Origin of the sequence: Bradyrhizobium rifense (genome assembly GCF_008123425.1) — a bacterium.
Classification (GTDB): domain Bacteria; phylum Pseudomonadota; class Alphaproteobacteria; order Rhizobiales; family Xanthobacteraceae; genus Bradyrhizobium; species Bradyrhizobium rifense.
This window is the reverse complement of record NZ_VSSS01000071.1, coordinates 22,561-46,749: the sequence shown is the minus strand read 5'-3', so window position 1 is coordinate 46,749 and position 24,189 is coordinate 22,561. Positions and strand designations below refer to the sequence as shown.

Here is a 24,189-nt window from a genome sequence, read left to right as displayed (position 1 = left end):
GTCGGGCAAAACAGGCGCATGCTGGCATCATGGCACGATCGGCTCTGCGAGCGGCCTGCGCGGATAAGCCGGATGGCATCGGTGCGGCGACGGTGCTAGGTAGTCCGCATTTCCTTTTGATGTTGCGGGTTCAAGACATTGCTCGACGGACTCTACAAGGTTGAATACGGCATCCACGACGCTTTCGGGCGCAGCATCATGTGCCTGCACGACGGCAAGATGCTGGGAGGCAATTCCGCCTTCGCGCATCTCGGCACCTATTCCGAGCGGGACGGCGAGATCATTGCCGAGGTGATCACCGAGCGCCACAACGAGGACCCCCATTACAAGCCGCTGATGGGCGCCGACGTCGCCACGATCGGCGCGCGCGGCCGGCTGGATGGCGACCAGATCCGTCTCGAGGGCAGCGCGGACACCATGCCGGGCGGAAATTTCTGGGCCGTCCTCACGCGGCTCGACGATGGCGCGTTGCCGCCACGCGGCACGATCGGGCAGGGTGGCATCGCCAACGGACTCTATGGGATGAGCCTGCGCGCGCTCGATGGTGTCGATGCCGGGCTTTCCGGGGTGATGCTGCTGATCGACGGCCGCATCCTCGGCGGCGATGCGTTCTTCTACTATCTCGGCTCCTATTCCTCGGCGGACGGCCGATGGAAGGGCGAGATGCTCAACCAGGAGCACACGCCGGCGAAGGGCGACAATCCCGTGTTCGGCGGCTACGAGGTCGGGATCGGCTTTTCGGGGACCTGCACGTCGGACAGCGGCGAGCTCGAGGGCATCGCGCTCGCAGGCAAGCGCAGCTTGCGGCTGGCGGCCTCGCTCAAGCTGATGCGCAGGGCGTAGGGCGTCTGCTCACATACCGCGCCATTGTCCTTCCGGAAATCGGCGATTATTTTGTGATCGGGCGCCAAGCGGCCGATCAACCACGCGCTCATCCGTTCCCGCACCGGTGATTGTGGCGCCTCCACAGGAGGCCGGGGGGCTAAGCGTGCTGAACCGTCACCAAGTTTTCTAGGCCATGTTGTACGACCATCGGCCTGCGATGTCGTGGGACTAAATTCAAGCCAATACAGGGACCGCACCTTGTCTACGGCTTCAGCCCTCTGGCAGACCAGCCAGGCGCATGCCTTGAATACTGCGCTTGCCCGCGGCGCGAAACATCGGATCATCGCTAAACGCGTTGTTCTTCATCCGACGGATGGTGAACGATGGGTCTAACGCAAGCCCTTCCTTCGCGGCAACCCGTGCCTCATCCAGCTTTCCGATAAGCGCGAGCGCAGCGGCGAGCTGAAAATGCCCTATAGGATAATTTGGGTTTGCTTTCAGACCTCGACGTAACCAGACGACAGCATCGTCGTCAGCTCCGAGTACAAATTTGCCGAACCCAATCCAACACATCCATCGGTGCGCGCCTTCATCGCGAGGCGACAAACGAAATGCCTCATTTATATCGGCTTCCGCTTCTGCGGCGCGACCGAGATGTATTTTGCCGACACCAATGAAAGCATGGGCGTCGGCCAAGTTCGGGTTCAGTGTCAGCGCGTACTCACACTCAGCTATGCCTTGTGCGGCCCGGTTAGTGCACAATTGCAGGCAGCCCAAAAACGCGTGAGCGGGAGGGTAGTGCGGGGCCAAGGAGGCCTTAACCAACGCCCTTTCAGCCACAACAAAATGCTCATCAACGTTGTCACTGAGCAAAAAGCCAGCGATTGACATATCGATAGAGGCGATACCCACCAGCGCTTCAACATGATCGGGATCGAGCTTAAGGGCACGCTCGAAAAAGTCCCGCGCTTGCACCATATTTTCCAAAGTCCAGCGCTTATTCCAACGAGCCATTCCTTGGAAATACAAATCTAATGCGGTGGGATGCAACGAGCGCGCCGCTCGCTCCGCCTCGGCTGCAATAAGTTGGGCATTCAATGTATTGGCGAGCCGCGATACGATTTCATCCTGCATGTCGAGGAGGTCGGCAAGAGGCTTGTCGAAGCGTTCGGCCCAAAGGTGGTTTCCGGTTTGTGCATCTACGAGCTGAACGTTCACCCGAAAGCGGTTGCCGCCCCGTTGCACGGACCCTTCAAGCACGTAGCGGACGGTCAGTTCGCGGCCCACCTGCCGGATGTCGATAGATTTGCCCTTATAAGAAAAAGCAGTATTGCGGGCAACGACGAGTGAACCGCGGATGCGTGACAAATCCGTGGTCAGGCTCTCAGTCACGCCGTCAACGAAATAATCTTGATCGGGGTCGCCACTGAGGTTCGCAAGCGGCAAAACAACAATCGAGAGAGGTGATAAAATCGAGTTCGGCCAAGATCGAGTGCCCGCCGTCGCTGTCGCTAATTCATGCGGCACAACAGCATAAGTTCGCACTGGGCGGTCGATGTTCTTGAGACTCAGCTCGCCCATATCAATAAAGCCAGCGGCGATCTTGCCCTGAATATGTTCGTAAGCGGCTGCGGAGATGCAGATACCGCCGGGCTCTGCTATGCTCTCAAGCCGCGCCGCAATGTTTACGCCATCTCCAAAAATATCGTGCGGTTCAACTATGACGTCGCCGACGTTGATGCCGACGCGGAGGGCAATCCGTTCATCTTTGGCATCGGTCGATGTAAGTTCTTTGATGCGGTTCTGGAATTGCAAGGCGGATCGAACAGCTTCGACAGCACTTGGAAAATCAGCCAAGAACCCGTCGCCAGTATTTTTAACGACGCGGCCCCCATGTGCGGAGATCGCAGGCGTGACAGCGTCCGTAAGGACCGCCGCCAATTTTGCGTGCGTGGCTTCCTCGTCATGGTGCATGAGTCGCGAGTACCCAGCTACATCAGCGGCTAATATAGCCGCCAACTTGCGCTCAACCCTGACTGGTAACTCTTGCGCCATGACATCTAATCCGACCGGCTAGGCACTGTACGACGGGTTCATACCCGATGCCATACCCCCGACGCCCATAGGTGGCGGCGATCCAATCCCGAATCCCGGTGCCGTCTGGCGCTTGATAGGGCCATGCCCCGTCTTACCCGACGCTGCGGCCGCAGCGCCCGACAGGAGAGTTGGCTCATCTATCACGGCGATTGCAGATAACGGCTTGGGATAATCGGGGAAGACGGCGGGCACTCGCGGTCGGTCGAGAAGAGCCCACCGAATTCCGCCCCTAACCGCATGGGGCATATGCGCCGACGCTCGAAATCTCCCGCCGTGATCAACGTTCCCACTTTGGGCATTCGTCACAGAGATGGTCGGGCTTCCGATCGCCCTCATACTCGTTGCACTATTGCTGCGCCGATTGCGTTTGGTTCATCCGGCAATATGGGAAAAGCTCGGCCGACCATCCTTATTCATATGGACTTGGCCCGGATCGATTGTCGCGCTTCTTGAGCGCGTTGATGCCAATACGCGATTGATCTTGTTTCCTTTCCGAGCCCAAAGCTTCCAGCGTGGCGATCCTCGCACAGCGATTCTATTGTGGCTGGTAAGGGCTATGCTGGGCTTGCTCGTGATACTCCGTTGTTGGTCGTGGTGGGCGAATGGATAGAAGTCCCGGCTCATAAGCCATCGATGACGACTGAGCGGCGCGGCCTGCTCAGGAAGCCGATGCCAATGAGCACTCACCTGGCGCCTTGTCAGGCAGGTGGTCCTTGCGCGCCTTGCTGCCTCGCTCACGGCAGATGCCGCGGGCCCAGGGCGCCTGCTTATGCATTCGTATTTTATCGACACGACATCATGTCGCCGCTGCACGTCATCGCCGCGACTAGCCTCCCTGTCGCAGAGTCTCGACGGGATCGAGCCGTGCAGCGCGCCACGATGGGTAGAGCGTCGCGAGGAACGACAGGGTCAGCGCCATGATCACGACCGCGGCGGTCTCGACGAGATCGATATCCGCCGGCAGCTTGGACAAAAAATAGAGTTTTGGCGGAAACAGGTCGGTGCGCGTCAACCAGGACATGAACTGTCGGATCTGTTCGATATTGGCGCAGACGAGAAGCCCGGCGACGAAGCCGGCCAGCGTGCCCGCCACGCCGATCGAAGCGCCGGTGATCATGAACGTTCGCATGACAGCACCTTGCGACGCGCCCATTGTCCTGAGGATCGCGATGTCGCTGCCCTTGTCCTTCACCAGCATGATCAGGCCGGACACGATGTTCATCGCGGCCACAAGGACGATCAGGCTCAGGATCAGAAACATCACATTTCGCTCAACCTCGAGCGCGCCAAAGAAGGTCGCATTGCGCTGTCGCCAGTCGACCAGGAAGATCGGTCGGCCAGCCGCTTCCGCGACCGTCTTGCGAAACAGGTCGATCCGATCGGGATTGGTCGTGAACACCTCAATCGCGGTGACGTCCTGATTGCGGTTGAAGAAAGCCTGCGCCTCCGCGATCGGCATGAAGATGACTCCCGAATCGTATTCGGACATCCCGATCTCGAACACGGCGGCGACCAGGTATTTCTTGACGCGCGGCATCACGCCCATCGGCGTCACCGCGCCGCTGTGCAACGAGCGTGATACTGTCGCCGGCTTGGAGAGAGAGTTGATCGGCGAGGCCCTGGCCGATGGCGACGCCCTGGCCCTCGTCAAAATGCTCGAGTGACCCGTGCTTGATGCCGTTGGCGATTGAGGGAAGTTGATTAAGATCGGCGGCCCGGATGCCGCGCACCAGGACGCCGGAGGCATTGGACGACGAGGCCAGGGCCGGGCCGTCAACGACCGGCACCGCCAATCGAACGCCCTGCACCTGACTGATGCGCTCGGCGACATCCTTCCAGTCCGTCAACGGAGTTTCCAGCGGCTGCACCACAATATGCCCGTTGAACCCGAGAATCTTGCCCAGGAGTTCTGTGCGAAAGCCGTTCATCACGGCCATCACGATGATCAGCGTGGCGACCCCGAGCATGATACCCAGAAACGAGAATCCCGCGATGACCGAGACAAACCCTTCCTTGCGGCGGGCTCGTAGATAGCGCGCCGAGAGCATCCACTCGAACGGCGCAAAGGGTCCTGCTTGCGGCGAATCCATCACTGTCTCGTCCATCATCCGATCGGACCGTCATTCTCTCCCGTTGTGATTGGATTTGCTAGAGTGGCGTGTTGCTTCACGGCCGGCTGTATTCTGCGGCACCTGCACGTCGGACAGCGGCGAGCTCGAGGGCATCGCGCTCGCAGGTAAGCGCAGCTTGCGGCTGGCGGCCTCGCTCAGGCTGATGCGGCGGGCGTAGGGCGTGTGCTCACCAAGTCGTCGCGTTCGTTTTGCTGTCAGAAGGCGGCATTAAAGCCTGGCGTCTGGATGTCGGCCTTGGGCCAATAGGGAAGAGACAAGACCAGGCCGTGTACCCATAAACCCGGCGACGTGATGCGACGAACGCAATGTCCGCTTTTCCCCTATAGCGGCCGAGTTCGTGCGGCAGCGCAATATGTCGCGATGGGCCAATCGCGTCGTTATGGACCGCTCTTAGGCAGGTCCGATCTACCCTTCAAGGGCGACATGAGGCGACAGACGGATTCAATCGCATCCGCAAACGTCGAACTTTTGATCTCGGCTGCTCATCACCTTGGGTCAGTTCGGCCGCTGCTTCGGGGGCATCGAAGCCAAAGTGGATGACCAAGTGCCCTTGGCTTGCTTTCGCCGAAGGTGGTGGAGAAGCGGGGGTATGTGATGGGGATCGTGCGGGAGCGAGCGTGACTCGCTCGCATCACGCTGTGAAGCATGAACGCTGCTAGCAGCCACTTCAATTCGTCGTGGTCTTGCCGCCGCGCATGGACACGAGCTTGTCCTCACGAAATCGGAGAATGAGCCAAGCGGTCTCATCGAAACCGTCTGCGAGCTTTCCCTCGTGATAATACACCATCTGAGCAGGTTCCGACTTCGACGGCGGTCCCAGCGCCGTGATTACCTCCTGACGCGACATACCTAAATGCAGCTTGCTGTCGAAGACGACGGGCGAGAACTTTTCCGGAATGATGCCGCAATCGGTCGAGGTCTCGGTGTCTTTCTCGGTGAGCTCTTCAACGATCTCTGTGACGAGATGGTCCGGGCCGCCCATCTCTCCGCTGGACACGACCCATAATCGATGCTGCGCGCGCCGATAACACAGCCAATAGATGCTACCTCCAGCGTCGCCCTGGTGTTGGATGGTCCCTTCGCCCACGGCTTCGCGGACCGCGCCGAGCCGCGTCTCTTCGAAGCGGCCGGCGAATGCGCCTAGCGAAAAGCGGGTCGCCAATCTCTTCACGACCGTCGGTGGCACGCGCTCGAACGCATGTTCGTCGACTGGCGGCGGCGGTGTCTGCGCGGAGCAGTCGTCCGCGGGGATCGCGAAAAGGAGAAGCAGCAAGAAGAGCGTCTTTCGACCATCAACTCCGAATTGCCTTACATTGGAGATTGAGCGCTTCTGGAATAGCTCCTTTCCTTTGGCAAGGATGGCGTCAGCATCGAGATCTTTGACGCGGCCAGCCGCTCTGTCCGCCAGTCCTTTAAATATTTCTCGCCTCAGCAGGTCGCGCCCAGGCATCGAGAATGCGGGCGTCAGCTTCTGGGTGTCGGACACGTCAGTCTGTCTCCTGCGATGAAGAAAGGCACAACATATCATAGCTGGCGTGTGGAGGAGCCTCGCTCACCCCACCGCCTTCGAATTACGGTGACGGTGCACTTAACCAGACGGGAGTCGAGCGGAGTTTAGTGCACTGTCATCGTATTTTATCCGACGCCGTGCGTGAGATTGAAGATTTTTTTCTGATGAGCTGCAGATTGCTTTGCGCTCGAAGTTTGCGTCAGCAACTGGAGTGAATCTGCGTCATCGTCGCTGACGCGAGACAGGGCCTGATCCGTGTATTTCAGGCGATTTTGGTCGCGGGAGATCTTGATTCCCTGGACGGCAAGGCGTGACAACGCGGCAAGTGCAATTGCCGTTTTGCCTGCGATCTCAATTGTCAGCCGCGGCCAAAACCAGAAGGCACTCTCGGCCGAAAGACCCGGACGCCGCTCGGAGGGATGGCGCAAGCGAATGACGCCCCATTGCAGCGGATGGACATTCTCGAGCCTCTGGCTCAACGAGAAGGTCATGAGCAGCTTCACCAGGCTGCCTAAATTGACGCCGGTCGCCGCACCGCGGCGCAGCAGCGTCCTCATGTGCTCCGGCGTATAATAGAGCGCCCAGGCCTCCCGATAGATCGCTTTCCACTCATCTTCCGACATGCGGGAATGCGTGGCGCAGACGTGCTCAAGGTCGTAATTGTTAAGATCGGGATCCATTGGAGTCTGGATCGTCCAGAGGTTCTTGTGATCCTCCGAGCCCGGCAACGGGGTCAGGCAAAAGAACTCGAGGATGTCGATCGGCAGCTCACGCTGGATAATTGCAATATCATTGCGGATCGAGTCAGGCGTATCGGCAGGGAAACCCAGGATGTATCCAGCGAGCGTCAAAATGCCGTGGTCCTTCCAGGCCAGGAGCATCTTGCGGTATTCAGTGATCTTGTTCTGTCTCTTCTTCGCCGCCAGGAGATTATCGGGATTGATGTTCTCAAGCCCGATGAACACGCGCGTGACGCCCGCGCGTTTTGCTTTCTCGACAAAATTCGGAATCTTGTGACAAAGCGTGTCCACCTGGATGAGAAGCCCAAGAGGAATACCCTGGGATTCCCTTAGCCAGATCAAGCGATCAAGGATTTCCTCCCAGTGCTTGTTGCGCGCGAAGTTATCGTCGGTGATGAAATATTTGCAGATGCCTTGCTTCCAGTTGCTGCGGACCAGCGCCTCGATATCATCAGGTGTGCGGAAGCGCGACTTGCGGCCCTGCACATTGATGATCGTACAGAAAGAGCATTGATAGGGGCACCCGCGTCCGGCATCGAAGCTGGTACTCAGACCCAAGGTCCGTCGCACGTTCTCGATGGGCAGGAAGGGCGCCGGCGTACCTTCAATGCCGGGCAGGTCCTTGAGGAAATTGTAGATGGGTTCCAGCCGCCCGGCAGCGGCATCCCGCAGGATCGTATCGAAGCGACCTTCCGCTTCCCCGGCGAACAACGAAACCTTCATCGCCCGGCAGGCATCCAGATCGACCGCGCTGCCGTCGAGCATCGACAGGCAACCTGAGACGTGAAAGCCGCCGATCACGACCTGAATGCCGGCATCGCGTAGCGGACGGGCAATATCCAGAGCGCGAGGGTACTGGTTCGACTGCACGCCGACCAGCATGATCAAGCCGAAATTATCGTGCCGCGAAAGGCGCGCGACCAGCTTTGAAATGTCAACGCGCGCGCTGAATTCGTCGATCGCTTCGATGTCGATCTCGACATCGGGCCCCAGCACGCGACGTGCCAGGCTTTCCTGCGCAATTCCATAGAGGCTGGCAAGCGAATTGGAGGGAATGGTCGCCCGCCACCATCGGATCACATATCCATCTTCGCCGTAATGTGACGGTTTGATCATCACGAGCTGGAAGCGGCGTTTTGGCTGAAGGACCGAAGCCGACATCATCGCTTCCTCTTTTCGAGACCCTCGCTCTCTAGCACGTCTTGGCAAATTCTGTTGGGGTAAGATGCCCGCATTGAGGAAAGGCTGACATCGGGCAACAGATCGCAACACGTCTACTATGGGGTTGTCAGCGACATCACGGCGCCTGGCACGCCGCTCCCGTCTTCACCCAGGCCTCCACCAGCGCGCCAGCCTGCTCTTGCGTGCCCGGCGCGGGCGAGCGGCCGAAGCCGGGCTTCCAGGCCCAGCCGACGAGGGTGTCCTTGCCGATGTGGTCGACCAGCGCTTCCACCTTGCGGCCGCCGTTGCGCATCGGGTCGCGGATCTGCTCGCAGATCTCGGCGATGGTCTTGCCTTCCCAGGCCATCTCGCGCGGGGCGAGGTGCCATTCGGGATGGCCGGGAATGCGGCCGGGCTCGAAATTGGCCTTCTGGTGGCAGGTGTGGCAGCGCATCGCCTCGAGGCCATGGCCGTCGGCGCCGCGCGTCACCGGCGGCTGATGGATGCGGGGCGTGTCGCCTTGCCGCGGGCTGTCGCCGGCCGGATGGCAGTTGGTGCAGCGCGGATGCGTCAGCACCTTGCCGAGTTCGGTGAAGATCGCGGCCGAGCGCTTTTCGGTGTCGGCAATGTTCGCAAAACTTTCGGGCGGGGCGAGGGCGTGGCTCGTCGTGTCCGACGCGGCGTAGCCGGCGCACAGGCTGCTCGTCAGCGCCGCCATCGCGGCCATGAGCTTGAAGCGCGTGGTGATCATCCCTTGCGCACTCATTTGGTGGCGACGAGGTAGCGGTTTGAATCGGCGAGGATCACGTCGCGCACCGCCTCGTGATATTTGATGTAGCCGGTGCAGCGGCAGAGATGCCCGTCGAGCGCATCCGCGATGGTCTGCTCCAGCGCCTCCCGGGCGACCGGCGCGCGCGCGAGACGTTCGAGCAGCACCTGGCCCTCGTTGAGGAAGCCCGCGGTGCAATAGCCGCACTGGAAGGCGAAGTGATCGATGAAGGCCTGTTGCAGGGCCGAGAGCTGACCGTCCTTGGCATGTCCTTCGACGGTGCGGATCGACTTGCCGTCGAAATTCACTGCGGGTGCGACGCAGGTCGGACTGGTGCAGCTCGAGCCATCCGGCTCGTCGACAATGATGGCGCAGCTCAGGCATTGCGCGGCGCCGCAGCCGAATTTTGTGCCGGTCATGCCGAGCATCTCGCGCAGAAAATCGTTCATCGAGAGATCGTCGCGGACGTCCATCGGACCATGCTTTTGGCCATTGATGGTGAGGCTGAGGGTCGTCACGCCAAAACTCCCTTCAAAAGGCTCGCCGTGACCGGCAGCGCGCGAAAACGGTGGCCGGTGGCGTCGTGGATGGCGTTGATCAGCGCCGGCACGATCGGGATCATCACGACCTCCGCCATGCCCTTGGGCGCTTCGTCGGGTGTCAGCGGCTTCAACATCTCGATCTCGAGATCGCGCAAGGGCAGGTCGGAGCCGCGTGCGACGAGGTAACGGCCGAGATTCCATTCGCCGTTGCCGGGCCCGCCTTCGAACGGCGGCAACGTCTCCAGAAGCGCGTAGCCGACGCCCATGGCAAAGCCGCCATGGGATTGGCCCATCACCACCTCGGGCACCAGCGCGGTGCCGCATTCGAACACGCTGTAGGCCTTGGCGATGCGAAGCGCGCCGGTTGAGCGCTCGATCTCGACGCGGACGAGCGTGCCGCACATCGAGGTGTAGGCGGTGCCGATGCGGTTGTTGTCGGTCGGCGGAAACTTGACGCTGACGCGGTTGATCCGCTCGTACCTGGTGTCGCCCCGGCGGATCGCGAGCGCGTCGATGTCGGCGCGGTATTGCTCGCCGAACAGAGGAAAGCGCGCCCGTGACCAGGCCCAGCGCGAAAAACTATGCGCGACCGCGCCGGTGACGAAGCCGCGCGCATGCGCGGTTGCGGCGAGCGCCGGCAGCGCCAGTGGCGGGAGGCCGGGCATCGTCAGCTGGCCGTTCTGCCAGCTCGCATTGGCCCATTGCCGTGCGCGCGGATCGGTCTTGGGAATGCGCCACAGTTCGAGTGCGGCGGGCCACAGGCCGAAGCGGAAGATGACGCGGGCGGCTTCGGCGGAGGAATGCGTGCCGACATGGGCGCCGATCGAGGCCGATGTCGCCGAGGAGATCGAGGGCACCCAACGCGGATTGCGCTCAGCCGCATCCTGCGTCTTCTGGTCCATCGTGTAGGGATCGCCCGAGGTGACGAGGCCGAGCACGTCGTAGCTGTCGACGCGCGCGACCGACACCTCGTCGGCGATGGCGCCGAGATGGCCGGCGACGCGATTCGCCAGCGCGGTGCCGATGCCGTTGCCCATCTCGACATGGTCGCAGTAGATCGAAATCTTGCCGTCGGGGCCGAGCTCGACACGGCCGAGCGAGCAATCCGCGCCGGAGCCGTAATCCTTGGTGACGCAGGCCACCCCAGTGCCGACCAGCCGATCGCCCGTGGTTTGCCTGAGCTGGGCGCGCTGCTGCCAGATCGGATGTTTTTCGAGCTTGTCGAGGATTTCGGGCGTGCGCACCGAGACGATATAGGGATTGCCGGTCATGGTCCGGCCGTTCTGCTTGAGCGCATTGCGGCGACGGAATTCGATCGGGTCGAGCTTGAGCTCGCCTGCGGCCTCATCGATCAACGCTTCGAGCGCAGTCATGGTCTGCAGCGTGCCGTAGCCGCGCATCGAGCCGGCCGTGACGCCGCGCGAATGCAGCGCGATGGTGGTGACGTCGACCTTGGGGATGTCGTAGATGCCGATCGCGCCGGTGGCGGCGACCACCGCGACGTTGGCGGAAAAATTCTGCAGCCCGCCGCCGTCGAGCAAATGATCGGCGGCAAACGCCTTGATCAGGCCGGTCGAACGGTCGATGCCGATGCGCGAGCGCATCTTGATCGGGTGGCGTTTGATGCCGCCCTGGAATTGCTGGTAGCGATCATGCGCAAGCCGTACCGGCTTGCCGGGGAAGCAGATCGCGGCGAGCGCGACATAGAGAATGAACGGCGTGTGGTCGCGGCCGCCAAAGCCGCCGCCGACATGGGCGAACTGCGCGTTGATATGCGAGGGCTTGTAGGGCGGATGCGCCTTGCCGAGCAGATGCGCGAGTGACTCTGCGGCCTCATAGGGCGACTGCACGCCGAGCACCAGCTCGAGATTGCCGCCTTTGCCGGCGTACCATGCGAGCCCGCACTCCGGCTCCAAAAACATCGGGTCGACCGATTGCGTCTCGAACTCGCGGTCGAGCACGAGAAGCGAGGCATTGTCTGCGGCAAGCTCGCTGCGGATCTGGTCGCCGAGCTTTGCGGCCTTGACGTAATCGGCCGGCATCTCCCTGGCGAGCGGGGACCACACCGGAAGTGCGGCGTTTTGCACCTTCTTGGGCGAGACCCAGCCGGCCTGGATCGGTGAATAGACGTCGGGCTTGTCGGGCGAGGGGCCCGCAACGCGGGTGAAGCGGTAGGAGCCGTAATCGGGCGCGATCACCGGGCCGGTCTCTTCGCCGAATTTCACGAAGGTGCCGTCACGCAGCACGAGCCGCGCCTGGTCGAAGGCGTCAAATTTTTCGAAGATCAGCAGTGCGACCGGCTGTCCGAGATAAAGCGGCGTCTTGCCGAGCGGGCAGAACAGATCGCCGGCATAGAACTCCGGCACCTCTGTGCCGATGTGGTCGAGATCGCTGGCGGTGATGATGACGGAAGGCTTGAGCGGTCCCGACAGGCGGGCGAGGTCCATGCCGGTGTAGACATGCGTGGCGTCATTGGCGCGCACCAAAATCGCGTGCGAGGTGGTCTGCGGCCAGCCGGGCAGGTCATTGGCGCGGAAATCAGAAGCGTAGAGCTTTGCGCCGGTGACTTTTGCGACACCGTCGACGCGGCCGGCGCCCTTTGTCGCCGGGTTGAAATTGCCGCGTCCCGGCAGCATCTCATGGGCCGCGAAGGGCGCGTTCGCCGCCGCAGCAAGATGCGACAGGCTGACCGAGATGCCGCCCGCCGATAACCACTTCACGAACTCGCGTCGCGAAGGCCGCATGGTCTCATCCTTGTACAAGGTCTCTTGGACTCACGATGCTGACGGCATCGCGGCCATGAGCTTTGAAATGGGTACGCGCCAACGCTGGCCTGAAGCTGTCATGATTCGCCACTGCGAAATAGAAACTGACGGCGCGTTACCATCCGATGAAGACGGCTTGCTTTCCGTGTGTGCACGGATTGAGAAGTACGGTTTTCCCGCTTGATTTGCGGTCGAATCGAATAAGACGGTTCGCAACACAAGGGGCGGAAACGCATGCAGCACGATCCGAACGACGGCTCTCCGGAGCGCACAATGGCGGGCACAGCGGGGCTGTCGCGGCGGCAGTTGCTCGGCGCGGCCGGAGCGTTGTCGCTGATTGGAGGCCCCGCCAGGGCCCAGCATGCCATGCACGACCACGCGGGCGCGGCCCACTCCGCCGACATGTCGCCGACGATGGGCATGGTGCCGGAAGCCGCAGTCCCGGCCATGGACCAGCCGCTGGTCGAGCCCGAGGTGCGCAGGTCGGTCAATGGCGTGCTGAGCACGACGTTGCGTTGCGCCTACGCCTATCGCCAGATCGGCGGCGTCAGGCTCTATGTCAGGTCCTATGAGGGCGGCAGTCCCGGCCCGACCCTGCGCATGAAGCCCGGCGAGACGCTGCGGATCAAGCTGATCAACGATTTGCCGCCGAACCGCGACGGGTTGCCGGCGGACATCAGCCATCCGCACCAGTTCAACAACACCAATTTCCATTTCCACGGCGCGCATGCGAGCCCGAGCGGGATCGCCGACAACGTCATGCGCTCGATGGCGCCGGGGCACAGCTACAATATCGAGATCGCGCTGCCGGCCGACCACACCAGCGGCACCTATTGGTATCACCCGCACCACCACGGCAGCGCCGACATCCAGATGTCGAGCGGCATGGTCGGCGCGCTCATCGTCGAGGGCGATTTCGCCGGCGTGCCCGAGATCACGACCGCGCGCGAACGGCTGCTGGTGCTGACCCAGGTCGTCCACGACGCCAATGGCATGATCGAGAATTTCGAGACGCTGTTTCCGGAGACGGCGACGCGTTTCCTCGCGATCAACGGCCAGCGCCGTCCTGTGATCGAGATGCGACCCGGCGAGGTCCAGCGCTGGCGCATCCTCAATGCGGCCTATCAGGACGACATGCTGCTCGATCTGGAGAAGCACGATCTGCATGCGATTGCGTATGACGGCATCCAGCTCGGCGCGGTGCAGAAGCTGAAGCAGCTGCTGATCGCGCCCGGCCAGCGCGCGGACATTCTGGTGAAGGCAGGTGGACCCGGCACCTACGCCCTCAACGCCGCGCCTTACGACCAGGGCCACCCGTCACCGGTCGGGCCGCTGGCGCGGATCGTGGTGTCAGGCGCGCCGATGGAGATGAAGCTGCCGGGCGCCTTGCCGGCTGCGCCGCTCGCGAGCATCAAGGACACCGAGATCACCAACCGCCGCAAAGTGGTGCTGTCGGCAACCGCGCCCGAAGCGGACGCCGCCGGCCATTGGCAGGAATTCGGCTTCTTCATCGACGGCAAGAAGTTCGATCCCGGCCGGATCGACCAGCGGGTCAAGCTCGGCGCGGTCGAGGAGTGGACCATCGTCAACACCCATGAGCATGACGACCACGTCTTCCATATCCACACCAACCCGTTCCAGGTGGTCTCGGTCAACGGCAAGGCTCTGGCCGTGCCCGAATGGCGGGATTCCGTGATCGTGGAACGCAAGGGCGGCCAGGTGGTGTTCCGCTCGCGCTTTCTCGATTTCACCGGCGTTTACATGCTCCATTGCCACATGATGAATCATGAGGAGATGGGGATGATGCAGACGGTCGAGGTCTATAAGGCCTAAACCTCAAGGCGAATTGGCGGAATTTGGGCTCCGGCGGGGCGGAATCCGGGTCCGGCCGGGCTTCCCCTGGCGGCCCGCATGGCCTATTACGCCGCAACGCAACAATTCCCCCAAAAAGACCTCATGATCCGCCTCGACAACGTCAGCAAGCAAGCCGGCCACCAGATCCTGTTCATCGAAGCCTCGGCCGCCCTCAACAAGGGCGAGAAGATTGGCCTCGTCGGTCCGAACGGCGCCGGCAAGACCACCCTGTTCCGGATGATCGCTGGCGAGGAGCTGCCCGACGAAGGGCAGGTCTCGACCGATCGCGGCATCACCATCGGCTATTTCAACCAGGACGTCGGCGAGATGGCTGGCCGCAGCGCCGTGGCCGAGGTGATGGACGGGGCGGGACCGGTGAGTGCGGTGGCAGCCGAGTTGCACGAGCTCGAGACCGCGATGGCCGACCCCGACAAGGCCGACCAGATGGACGAGATCATCGCCCGCTATGGTGAGGTGCAGCACGCGTTCGAGGAGCTCGACGGCTATGCGCTGGATGGTCGTGCGCGCGAGGCGCTGTCCGGCCTCGGCTTCAGCCAGGAGATGATGGACGGCGACGTCGGAAAACTCTCCGGCGGCTGGAAGATGCGCGTGGCGCTGGCCCGCATTCTGCTGATGCGTCCCGATGTGATGCTGCTCGACGAGCCGAGCAACCATCTTGATTTGGAAAGCCTGATCTGGCTGGAGAAGTTTCTGCACGATTACGAAGGCACGCTGCTGATGACCTCGCATGACCGCGAGTTCATCAACCGCGTGATCTCCAAGGTGGTCGAGATCGATTCCGGCTCGCTGACGACCTATACCGGCAATTACGAGTTCTACGAGCAGCAGCGTGCGCTGAACGAGAAGCAGCAGCAGGCGCAGTTCGAGCGCCAGCAAGCGATGCTCGCGAAAGAGATCAAGTTCATCGAGCGCTTCAAGGCGCGCGCCTCGCATGCGGCGCAGGTGCAGAGCCGCGTGAAGAAGCTCGACAAGATCGAGCGCGTCGAGCCGCCGCGCCGCCGCCAGACCATCGCCTTCGACTTCCTGCCGGCGCCGCGCTCCGGCGAAGACGTCGTCGCCTTGAAGAAGGTGTTCAAGGGCTATGGCACCAAGCGGATCTATGACGGGCTGGATTTCATGATCCGTCGCAGGGAACGCTGGTGCGTGATGGGCGTCAACGGCGCCGGCAAGTCGACGCTGCTCAAGCTCGTCGCGGGCGCGAGCGAGCCGGACGAGGGCACCGTCGCCGTCGGCGGCAGCGTCAAGATGGGCTATTTCGCCCAGCACGCGATGGATCTGCTCGACGGCGAGCGCACCGTGTTCCAGTCGCTGGAAGACCAGTTTCCGACCGCGGGGCAGGGTAGCTTGCGCGCCCTCGCCGGCTGCTTCGGTTTCTCCGGCGACGACGTCGAGAAGCGCTGCCGGGTGCTGTCAGGCGGCGAGAAAGCGCGGCTCGTGATGGCCAAAATGCTGTTCGATCCGCCGAATTTTCTGGTGCTGGACGAGCCGACCAACCATCTCGACCTCGCCACCAAGGAAATGCTGATCACCGCGCTGTCGGATTTCGAAGGCACCATGCTGTTCGTCTCGCATGACCGCCACTTCCTGGCGACGCTGTCCAACCGCGTGCTGGAGCTGACGCCCGAGGGCATCCACCAGTTTGGCGGCGGCTACACGGAATACGTGGCGCGCACCGGGCAGGAAGCGCCGGGGTTGCGGTCGTAATGAGCTACGTGAGGTTTCGCCGAAACCACTCCAGGCGTTCTTGCTCTTCTTCGGGAGATCGACGTTCCACGAGCACGAAGCCCACGAGTCGACCATCCTGATCTGACCAAAAGTTTCCGGCCCCTGCGCTGGTCGTGTATACCGTGATGGTTACGGGAGCCGATGGACTCAGCTTCTCCAGCGCAGTTAGTAGCGATGGAAAGCCACGTGTAGTGATGCCGGCTCTGATAGTGCTCTCCTGCCGTCTTCTGAGTAGTCGGAGCCAGAATTCGGCGGACGTGTAGTCCAACGCTCCCGGCACAGAGGCAGGCTGCGTCAGATCCGATCGCTTCAGGAAATTGAGTGCCGCCGCCTTGTCTTCATTTGCCGGCAGCGAGCCGATCATTCGCGTCAGCAATTCGACCGTCATCGCCACAGCATCTCTCCAAAGAGCGGTGCGCTATGGTAACTTTCGCACGAAGATTGCCAAGGGCACATGCCCGCTTCTTTTGGCGACGCTGGTCGCAAGTGGCCAGGCAGGATGGGCGCTGATTGGCGCCCATCCGTTGGGTTTGCGGCGGCTACCGCAAAATCTCGTTCAGCACCTCGCCATCGACCCCGTGTGGCCTGACGCCCAGGATCTGCATGATGGTCGGGGCGACGTCGAGATTGTGCATGCGGCGGATCGTGGTGTTGTCGCGGATCCCGGGGCCGGAGGCGATGAAGGTCGCGCTCATCACCGGCAGCTTCGGATCGTGGCCGTGGGCGCCGTAGAAATTGGGCATCGACAATGCGGTCGTGGCCGCATTGAACGGCGCATCGCCGAGGCGGGCGACGCCGGGGTTTTGGATGCCGTCGAAATTGTAGCCCGGCGCCATCAGCGCGAACACATCGCCAAAATCCTGGCCGATGGTCTTGCTGGTGCACTGCCCGAGCCCGGCCTCGCATTGCGCGGGACGGGTCTCGACCACGGTGAAGATCTTCCCCTGCTCGAGCGAGCCGTTGAACTTCGGGTTCGGGTCGACGGCGTTCTGAACGGCGGCGGTGATCTGCGCCAGCAGCGCCTGGTAGGTGGCGGGATCGACGGTGCCGCCTTGCTCGCGCTGCTTCAGGTTGATGTAGATGTTGGCCGCGGGACCTGAGGTGCGGATCGCCACCTTGGTGGTGTCGATGCCGGCATTCTTCAGGATGTTGGTCATGCTGACCGAGGTGTGGAACGGCGCAAAGCCGTGGTCGGAAACAACGATGACGTTGCTGTCCGGGCCTGCCGCGTCCATGATCCGCTTCACCGCCTTGTCCGCGGTCTGATAGGCAAAGCGGATATAGGAGGCGTAGCGCGCGACCTTGGCGGGATCCTGGTTGGCGCCGGTCGAGTTCGGGTCCTTCGGATTGGTGCCCTGACGCGGGTCGGTGAGCAGGAACTGATGCTCGGAGCCATCGGGCTGCTCGATATAGACCATCACGAGGTCGGCGTCGGGATGGTTCTGGATCGCGCGCTCGCCGATCTCGGCCTGGTAGCGCACGAAGGTCTTGACCATGTCCTCGAACATCGCCTCGATCTCGACATCGGGAAAGTTGGTGAAGCCCGGGCTCAGCCGCTCCGGAATGCGGAAATCGGCCTGCGGACGCCAGAACCCGATGCTGTTGTTGATGTCGTCGACATCGGCCAGCACCGGCGCGTTGCGCGGAATGAAGTTGGCGCCGTAACGGGCGAAGCGCACCACCGAGAGATCAGGCGTGAGCTGCGAGACGAAATAGGCCGCACCGACCTTGGAGCCGCTGCCATCGAAGAAGAACGGCGCGTTCTCGCCGCCGAACTTGACATAGGCCGGTCCGGTCGCCGGCGGCGCGAACGGTCCCGCCGTGATACCGCGTGTGGCGTCGAAGAACACCAGCGTGTCGTAGTTCGCGACGTTGTCGTTGGTGGTGTCGAGTGCGGCAACGCGGATCGCGTATTTGAGGTCGAGCGTTGCCGCGCTGGTGCAGGTTGCGGTCGAGGCCGATGCGCAGGAAAAGCTCTCGATCGGATTCGCTGTCGCCAGCACCGGGCTGAACGAGAAGCGGCCGGCCGCCTGCAGCGCCGAGGCCACCGCCGCATCGGGAGCGAAGTCGGTCTGGGTCAGCGAAAAGCCCTGGGCGCCGAGGCCGCCGAAGGCGCCGAACGGCACGGTATAGTCGGTGACGCGAATCGGCTGCGCCGGCTGCACCACGGTGCCGTTGATCGAGATGTCGGCGCCGTCGCCGCCCGGCCAGGTCGCGGTGACGACCTTCTTGCCCTGCTGGCGCAATTGCACCCACAGCGGCAAGGCCGTCGGCCGCGGCGTGGGCCCGAGCGGGCTCTCGCGATAGCCGCCGATCGGCGCGGCAAAGCCGCTGAGGCTCGAGGTGGCTGGCCCGACGATCGCCTGGAACGTGTTGGAGGGGATGTCGTTGTGGACGGCGGTCGAGCCGGTCGCGATTTCGATATGCGAGACCGCGGTGAGCGAGGGCGAGGCCGTGATGTTCTGCACGGCAATCGCGCCATGATGGCTCAGCCGCGCTAGGCCACCGTCGCGCGGCAGCACGCCTTCTGCGATGAACTGCTGGATGAAATCAGGCTTGGCACCGTCGAGCGAGATGAGCACCACCGGCGGCGAGCGATGTCCGTGATGTCTGCCGTGATCCCGGTCACGCGAATTGTCGGAACCGCGATCGCGGTCGTTGCCATCCTGATCGGCGTGAACCGGCATGGCCGTGCCAGCCAGCGATGCCGCCAGCGAGAGCGACGATATCAGGGAGAGAAGCCTTTTCTTGTCCACGTGCTGCCCCGTGTTTTTTGCTGCACAATCTGTGCGCGTTTCACCTGGAATGACACGTCGAGTATCGAGTGCGGCCGACGACGCGCGTATGACGCTTGAGCGACGCGTGCGCGTCGCTGCGCGGATGTTGTCGCAAGGGTCCAACTCGATCTCTGTCGCGCGCGTGAAGGGAACCCGGCAACGCAGGCCTGCGCTCACGCGCCTTGAACGCTGCGAACTCGTTCGTTACGCTTGAGAAAAATCGGGAGGGGCGCGTGAAGCAGTTGAGGATCGGCGACATCACCATCGATGCGGTGATCGAGCGGGAAGGGCCGTGGCGACGGCCGCAAGATTTTTTCCCGGCTTATGACGACGGCGTGTTCAAGCACCATCTGCCGACGATGGAGCCGGAGGTGTTCGACGCCGCGCGCGGCATGATGGTCATCACCTATCAGACGTTTGTCGTGCGCACGCCGCGCTACACCATTTTGGTCGACACCTGCACCGGCGAGGACAAGGGCCATCCGCCGCCGTTCGATTTTCCCGGCAAGGAACGCTGGCGCAACGAATTGTTGGCGCTCGGCATCGGCTTCGAGCAGATCGACTATGTCTTCTGCACGCATCTGCACATCGACCACACCGGCTGGAATACGACGTTACGCGATGGCCGCTGGGTGCCGACATTCCCGGACGCGAAATACGTCTTCCACAAGGGCGAGTACGCGGCCTGGGAGGCCGAGAATGCCAAGGGCAATAATCCGCCGGGAACGGTCTTCCGCGACAATTGCCTGCCGATCGTCGAGGCGGGGCAGGCGCTGCTGGTCGACGACGACTATGCGCTGGACGATACTGTCACGCTGACGCCCACGCCCGGGCATTCGCCCTGCCATTGCTGCGTGAATATTTTCTCTGAGGGACAGCGCGCGGTGGTCGCCGGCGACCTCATGCATCACCAGATCCAATGCCGCGAGCCGGACTGGTCGGCGAAGCCCGATTGGGATGCGAAGCAGTCGGCGGTGTCGCGGCGAAAGTTCTTCGCCTCCGTCGCCGACACCGACACGCTGATCCTGCCGATCCATTTTCCGGCGCCGACGGTTGGACTGATCAAGCCGTTCGGCGCCGCCTTTGATTACCGCTTCAAGCGCGAATAGAGCGGATGCTCTAATAGGCGTAGAACATCCGCTGGATTTCCTTGCTGTCGGTGGTCTTGGTCAGCGCCAGCATCAGCAAGATGCGCGCCTTTTGCGGATTGAGCGTATCCGAGACGATGAAGTCGTGTTCGTCGTCCTTGGCTTCGCCATTGCGCGCGACGATGCCGTTGCCGACACGGCTGCTGCGAACGATCGCGACACCCTTCTTGTGGGCCTCGTCGAGAGCCGGCTCGACCGCGGGCCGGGCAAGGCTGCCGTCGCCCGTGCCGGCATGCACGATCCCCTTGGCGCCGGCGGCGACAAAAGCGTCGATCGCGACCCGGTTCATGTTGGCGTAGCCGTAGACGATATCGACCTGCGGCAGGACATCGAGGTTAGAGACGTCAAATTCGGAGTCCGCCGTGTGCCGGCGGGTCGATTGACGATAGAAATACGGCTTGTTTCCCTGCATATAGCCGAGAAAGCCGAGCTCAGGTGTGCGGAAGGTGTCCGCCGTCGAGGTGTTGTTCTTGGTGACGTCGCGAGCCGCGTTGATCTGATCGTTGAGAGAGACGAGCACGCCCTTGCCGACCGCCTCCTCACTGCCTGCGAGGATCACCGCATTGAACAGGTTGATCGGCCCGTCCGCGCTGATCGCTGTCGACGGCCGCATCGCGCCCACGACGACGACAGGCTTTTTGCTCTTGACGGTCAGGTTCAGGAAATAGCTGGTTTCCTCGATCGTATCGGTGCCGTGCGTGATCACGATCCCGTCGACGTCGTCCTGCGCGAGGAGCGTGTTGACGCGCTTGGCAAGCTTCAGCCAGTAGTCATTGTTCATGTTCTCGCTGGCGATCTGGAAGACCTGCTCGCCCTTGACGTTGGCCACCGTCTTCAGCTCGGGGACGGCGTTCAGGAGGGTCTCGATGCCCACAGTGGCTGCGGTGTAACCGACCACAGTGGTGCTGCTCGCTCCGGAGCCGGCGATGGTGCCGCCGGTTGCCAGAACCATGACGTTAGGCAGACCGACGCCCCTCGCGTTCGCGACGTCAAAACTGATGAGCAGCGCGAACAGCAAGCTCAATGTTGCCAATATCTGATTACGCACTCGAAGTTGCCACATCTTGACGTCCTTTTGCTGGAAAGCCTTGTCGACGCGCCCCGTTTCGCTCAGCACTGCATGATCCGTCAGCCGACGGCGTCTGTCTAGGGTTGTCATGTTTTCGGATGATTTCGTTTGGCCGCTCGGCTCGCGCGGGGAGGCGGCGAGCGGCGACAGGTCTGTCTTCACCTCGCCCCGCTTGCTGGGGAGAGGTCGAATTTGCGCAGCGCAAATTCGGGTGAGGGGGACTCTCCGCGAATCCAACTACCGCCTTCTCTGCGGAGACTCCCCCTCACCCCAACCTCGCCCCGCAAGCGGGGCGAGGGAGTAGATCGCGTAGCGCCTTTACGCGCCCATCTCGCACTTCTTCATGAAGCTGTTCTTGGCGGCGCCGGCGAGGGCCTTGCCATCGGAGCCCACGGCCTTCGGCGTGCAGGCGTCTTCCTTGCACTTCTTCATGAACGAGGTTTTGGCCGCGCCGGCGAGCGCCTTGCCGTCCTTGCCGACTGCCTTGCTCTCGCAGGTGTCGTCTGCAAGCGCCGAGCCAGCTGCAAAGGTGGCAACGATCGCAGCCAGGAAAATTCGCTTCATCATGGGTGTCTCCCTAAACCAAAAGATGGCGCGGGAATTGGAGCCCGGAATCGTGGCGCAATCAAGCAGGATCGCGGCGCGGCATCGGTCCTCGCCTCATTTTTTCCAGCCGTCGAGGATGCCAGCGGCCTTGACGATGGCATCGTCCATGGCCGCCTCAGTCCCCGGTGCCGACTGCCGCCGCGACGACGGCTCGTCGAAATCATGGGTGGCGCCGGGATAGAGGGTGACGTCGACCGGGCTGCCAGGTCCGTCGGCCGTCATGTTTTGTGGGCAGGAGACACCCTGCAAGGCGGACATTCAACCGGAGTTGCTGCACTGAACGACCTCAGCGCTTGCTGCCGATGCTTCTGACCAGCATGGCAACCTGAACCGCGATCAGGCGCCGCATGTCCTTGCCGTTCCGGGCGGTCTCGCGCAGCCCCCGCATGCCAAAGACCAGGCATCGCGCCAGTGCTTCCGGCTCGTCCGCTATGCCGGCGGATTGCACCTGGTCGCGGATCAGATCGGCCACCAGAATCTGAAAATTGTCGTAGACCATGCGGACGGTGCGAAAGCGCAGATCGAACAGGTCCGCCGCGTCGGGATGCATCTCGGCCAGGTCGAAACCGTGGGCTCCCCAGGACTTGCAGGCGTAGAGCAGCTTGGCGTGAAGGCCATCGAGCCGTGCGATTGCGGCGTGAATCTCGCGATGCTTCTGCTCATCCATTCTCTGGATCACGGCCGCGAAGATGGCATCCTTGTCGGGGAAGAGCAGATAAAGTGCCGGCCGCGACATTCCCGCCTGCGCGGCGATGTCGCCCATCGTCGTGCGTGCGTAGCCATAACGCGAGAATACGTCCGTTGCAGCCGCAACGGCGAGCTCCGCTTTCGAAACCTTCGGATGGGGCATGAGCCTCCCACGATCAACAGACGGTCACCATTGACAAAAAATCGAAAAATGTCAATATGACAAGGAAGGCAACATCACGGGACCTGGACTATGAACGACGAAGCACGCCTGAAAACCTGGAATATTTATCAGTCCGCGTGGGGCCCGATTGATGAGACCGAACGCCGTCGCCTGCTCGAGCAGAGCGTGGCCCTGGATTGCGTGTATGCCGATCCCGTTTCACAGGTCCACGGGCGGGACGCCTTGATGGCCCGCATCGCCCAATCCCAGCTCAAGTTTCCCGGCGCGCATTTCAAGAATGACAGCTATCTCGTGCATCACGAGCAGGGCCTGTTTCGCTGGACGATGTACAACGGCCTCGGCCAGGTGTTCGTGAAGGGCGAAAGCTTTGGTCGCTTTGACGACGACGGCCGCCTGGTTCAGGCGACCGGCTTCTTCGAGGTCCCGCCTGGACAACCCTGATCGTTCGCCTTCGGTGGGCGCAGCAACGAGCCGCAGCCGGCTCGAACGATCGATATCAAATCCCCCGCGCGAGCAGCGCCTTGAAATCGGCGCGTGCACGCTGCGCTTCGGCGCGGGCGACCTCCGAGGCGTCCCCGAGGCCGAAATAGCCGTGGATCAGGCCGGCGCCCTCGTGATGCTTCACCCGCACGCCGGCGGTCTCCAGCGCCCGCGCATAGGCTGTGCCTTCGTCGCGCAGCGGATCGAACCAGGCGGTGGTCACGATCGCGGGCGCGAGGCCTGCGAGTGAGGCGGCACGCAGTGGCGAGACCCGCCAGTCGGCGGCGTGACTGGCATCAGCGAGATAATGGCCGGCGAACCATTCCATGACCGCACGCGAGAGGAAGTAGCCGTCGGCATTCTCGGTACGAGATGGAAAGCGCGCGTTCTCGCGTGCGTCGGCATAGAAGCCCACGACGTCGGTGACGGGATAGACCAGCAGCTGCGCGGCGAGCTTGATGCCGGCATCGCGGCAAGCGATCGCGGTGGCGGCTGCGAGATTGCCGCCGGCGCTGTCACCGGCAACGCCAAGACGCTTTGCATTGCCGCCAAATTCCGCGACACGGTTGAACACGTCGCTCGTAGCCGTGAAGGCGTCCTCGAAGGCGCCGGGAAAGCGCGTTTCCGGCGGGCGGCGATAGTCGACGGAGACGACGACCGCGCCGGTCTCGATCGCGAGATTGCGCGCCTGTCGGTCGTGGGTCTCGAGGTCACCCGCGACCCAGCCGCCGCCATGGAAGAACACGACAGTGGGCGCGGGCGCGCTGCCGGTGCGATAAACGCGTGCATCAAGTGGGCCGGCGCCGCCCTTCACCTGGATATCCTGCACGGCATCGACGGGCGGCGGCGGCACGGCGGCGCGCGCGGCAGCCAGTGCGCGCAAGGAATCGCGGGCGCTCTGTGGCGTCATCACCGTGGGATCGCGCAGCGGCAGCAACGGAATGATCTGGGCGATGACGGGATCGAGCGGTGCGGCCATGATCGGATCCTTACGGGTGTGGCGTGGCCACAGGGGTTCTTGGTCTTGCTTGCGGGTTAGCATAGATTTCGCGCGTCGCATCGGCAACCGGAGACGTGTTGCAGACGTCATGCAGATG

18 protein-coding genes and 2 pseudogenes are annotated in these 24,189 nt (G+C 62.5%); 6 read left to right on the top strand and 14 right to left on the bottom strand.

Annotated features, from left to right (window positions below; genetic code table 11):
• Positions 1-138: 138 nt before the first annotated feature.
• The gene (locus FXB40_RS40235) at positions 139-843 is read left to right on the top strand and encodes a hypothetical protein (protein WP_148777808.1); all 705 of its coding nucleotides are present in this window, start codon (positions 139-141) and stop codon (positions 841-843) included.
• Between the two features lie 252 nt (positions 844-1,095).
• On the opposite strand, the gene FXB40_RS40230 is transcribed toward FXB40_RS40235, so the two are convergent.
• Positions 1,096-2,880, bottom strand: coding sequence for an adenylate/guanylate cyclase domain-containing protein (locus FXB40_RS40230; protein ID WP_148777807.1), 1,785 nt, complete (start codon positions 2,878-2,880; stop codon positions 1,096-1,098).
• 868 nt (positions 2,881-3,748) lie between these two features.
• Positions 3,749-5,027: pseudogene (locus FXB40_RS40225) on the bottom strand (lipoprotein-releasing ABC transporter permease subunit).
• A 76-nt stretch (positions 5,028-5,103) separates the two neighbouring features.
• Here FXB40_RS40225 and FXB40_RS50220 point away from each other — a divergent pair.
• Positions 5,104-5,211: pseudogene (locus FXB40_RS50220) on the top strand (GrlR family regulatory protein); the annotation flags it as partial.
• Positions 5,212-5,721: 510 nt separating this feature from the next.
• Here FXB40_RS50220 and FXB40_RS40220 read toward each other — a convergent pair.
• From FXB40_RS40220 to FXB40_RS40200, 5 genes are all read right to left on the bottom strand, one after another.
• Complete coding sequence (locus tag FXB40_RS40220; RefSeq protein WP_148777806.1) at positions 5,722-6,540, bottom strand: hypothetical protein; 819 nt, start codon at positions 6,538-6,540, stop codon at positions 5,722-5,724.
• Positions 6,541-6,689: 149 nt separating this feature from the next.
• Positions 6,690-8,465, bottom strand: coding sequence for a B12-binding domain-containing radical SAM protein (locus tag FXB40_RS40215; protein WP_148777813.1), 1,776 nt, complete (start codon positions 8,463-8,465; stop codon positions 6,690-6,692).
• A gap of 136 nt (positions 8,466-8,601) precedes the next feature.
• Complete coding sequence (locus FXB40_RS40210) at positions 8,602-9,216, bottom strand: Isoquinoline 1-oxidoreductase subunit (RefSeq protein WP_148777805.1); 615 nt, start codon at positions 9,214-9,216, stop codon at positions 8,602-8,604.
• A gap of 11 nt (positions 9,217-9,227) precedes the next feature.
• Positions 9,228-9,752, bottom strand: a complete 525-nt coding sequence (locus FXB40_RS40205) for a (2Fe-2S)-binding protein (RefSeq protein ID WP_148777804.1) — start codon at positions 9,750-9,752, stop codon at positions 9,228-9,230.
• Positions 9,749-12,520 carry a xanthine dehydrogenase family protein molybdopterin-binding subunit gene (locus FXB40_RS40200; RefSeq protein WP_148777803.1) on the bottom strand — a complete coding sequence of 924 codons (2,772 nt, stop codon included), beginning with the start codon at positions 12,518-12,520 and terminating at the stop codon, positions 9,749-9,751. The genes FXB40_RS40205 and FXB40_RS40200 overlap by 4 nt, the downstream gene beginning before the upstream one ends.
• A gap of 294 nt (positions 12,521-12,814) precedes the next feature.
• Between FXB40_RS40200 and FXB40_RS40195 the strand changes: the two genes are divergently transcribed.
• The gene (locus FXB40_RS40195; protein WP_246208260.1) at positions 12,815-14,374 is read left to right on the top strand and encodes a multicopper oxidase family protein; all 1,560 of its coding nucleotides are present in this window, start codon (positions 12,815-12,817) and stop codon (positions 14,372-14,374) included.
• 123 nt (positions 14,375-14,497) lie between these two features.
• On the top strand, positions 14,498-16,120 hold the full coding sequence (locus tag FXB40_RS40190; protein ID WP_148777812.1) for an ABC-F family ATP-binding cassette domain-containing protein: 1,623 nt from the start codon (positions 14,498-14,500) through the stop codon (positions 16,118-16,120).
• Between the two features lie 4 nt (positions 16,121-16,124).
• Here FXB40_RS40190 and FXB40_RS40185 read toward each other — a convergent pair whose 3' ends face one another.
• Complete coding sequence (locus FXB40_RS40185) at positions 16,125-16,535, bottom strand: hypothetical protein (RefSeq protein ID WP_148777801.1); 411 nt, start codon at positions 16,533-16,535, stop codon at positions 16,125-16,127.
• 145 nt (positions 16,536-16,680) lie between these two features.
• Positions 16,681-18,897, bottom strand: coding sequence for an alkaline phosphatase family protein (locus tag FXB40_RS40180; RefSeq protein WP_246208259.1), 2,217 nt, complete (start codon positions 18,895-18,897; stop codon positions 16,681-16,683).
• A gap of 254 nt (positions 18,898-19,151) precedes the next feature.
• Here FXB40_RS40180 and FXB40_RS40175 point away from each other — a divergent pair, with 254 nt between their 5' ends.
• Complete coding sequence (locus FXB40_RS40175; protein WP_148777800.1) at positions 19,152-20,027, top strand: MBL fold metallo-hydrolase; 876 nt, start codon at positions 19,152-19,154, stop codon at positions 20,025-20,027.
• A 10-nt stretch (positions 20,028-20,037) separates the two neighbouring features.
• Here the strand turns inward: FXB40_RS40175 and FXB40_RS40170 are convergent, their stop codons facing one another.
• From FXB40_RS40170 to FXB40_RS40155, 4 genes are all read right to left on the bottom strand, one after another.
• Positions 20,038-21,129 (bottom strand): type II asparaginase, encoded by a 1,092-nt coding sequence (locus tag FXB40_RS40170; protein ID WP_148777799.1) that lies wholly within the window; start codon positions 21,127-21,129, stop codon positions 20,038-20,040.
• A gap of 324 nt (positions 21,130-21,453) precedes the next feature.
• Complete coding sequence (locus FXB40_RS40165) at positions 21,454-21,702, bottom strand: hypothetical protein (RefSeq protein ID WP_148777798.1); 249 nt, start codon at positions 21,700-21,702, stop codon at positions 21,454-21,456.
• Between the two features lie 93 nt (positions 21,703-21,795).
• On the bottom strand, positions 21,796-21,999 hold the full coding sequence (locus tag FXB40_RS40160) for a hypothetical protein (RefSeq protein ID WP_148777797.1): 204 nt from the start codon (positions 21,997-21,999) through the stop codon (positions 21,796-21,798).
• Positions 22,000-22,027: 28 nt separating this feature from the next.
• A complete protein-coding gene (locus FXB40_RS40155) occupies positions 22,028-22,591 on the bottom strand; it encodes a TetR/AcrR family transcriptional regulator (protein WP_148777796.1) in 564 nt (187 codons plus the stop codon).
• 90 nt (positions 22,592-22,681) lie between these two features.
• Between FXB40_RS40155 and FXB40_RS40150 the strand changes: the two genes are divergently transcribed.
• On the top strand, positions 22,682-23,053 hold the full coding sequence (locus FXB40_RS40150) for a nuclear transport factor 2 family protein (protein ID WP_148777795.1): 372 nt from the start codon (positions 22,682-22,684) through the stop codon (positions 23,051-23,053).
• 55 nt (positions 23,054-23,108) lie between these two features.
• Here the strand turns inward: FXB40_RS40150 and FXB40_RS40145 are convergent, their stop codons facing one another.
• A complete protein-coding gene (locus tag FXB40_RS40145; RefSeq protein WP_148777794.1) occupies positions 23,109-24,071 on the bottom strand; it encodes an alpha/beta hydrolase in 963 nt (320 codons plus the stop codon).
• Between the last annotated feature and the right edge of the window lie 118 nt (positions 24,072-24,189).